This is a genomic window from Paenibacillus sp. GQ49 (assembly GCF_059759055.1).
Genome location: NZ_JCAXEL010000049.1, coordinates 1 through 738 on the forward strand (window position 1 = coordinate 1; position 738 = coordinate 738).

1 rRNA gene is annotated in these 738 nt (G+C 55.4%); it reads right to left on the reverse strand.

Annotated elements, in window-relative coordinates:
* Position 1 precedes the first annotated feature (1 nt).
* Positions 2-738, reverse strand: a 23S ribosomal RNA gene (locus AC6CIF_RS31835); the annotation flags it as partial.

The following is a 738-nucleotide window of genomic DNA, read 5'->3' on the forward strand; positions in this document are numbered from 1 at the left end:
ATTGGATAAGCCCTCGACCGATTAGTACTGGTCAGCTCCATGCATTGCTGCACTTCCACCCCCAGCCTATCTACCTCGTCGTCTTCAAGGGGTCTTACATACTGGGAAATCTCATCTTGAGGGGGGCTTCACGCTTAGATGCTTTCAGCGTTTATCCCGTCCGTACATAGCTACCCAGCGGTGCTCCTGGCGGAACAACTGGTACACCAGCGGTACGTCCATCCCGGTCCTCTCGTACTAAGGACAGCTCCTCTCAAATTTCCTACGCCCACGACAGATAGGGACCGAACTGTCTCACGACGTTCTGAACCCAGCTCGCGTACCGCTTTAATGGGCGAACAGCCCAACCCTTGGGACCTACTTCAGCCCCAGGATGCGATGAGCCGACATCGAGGTGCCAAACCTCCCCGTCGATGTGGACTCTTGGGGGAGATAAGCCTGTTATCCCCAGGGTAGCTTTTATCCGTTGAGCGATGGCCCTTCCATGCGGTACCACCGGATCACTAAGCCCGACTTTCGTCCCTGCTCGACTTGTAGGTCTCGCAGTCAAGCTCCCTTATGCCTTTGCACTCTTCGAATGATTTCCAACCATTCTGAGGGAACCTTTGGGCGCCTCCGTTACTCTTTAGGAGGCGACCGCCCCAGTCAAACTGCCCACCTGACACTGTCCCCGCACCGGATTACGGTACCAGGTTAGAACCTAGATACGATCAGGGTGGTATCCCAACGTTGCCTCCA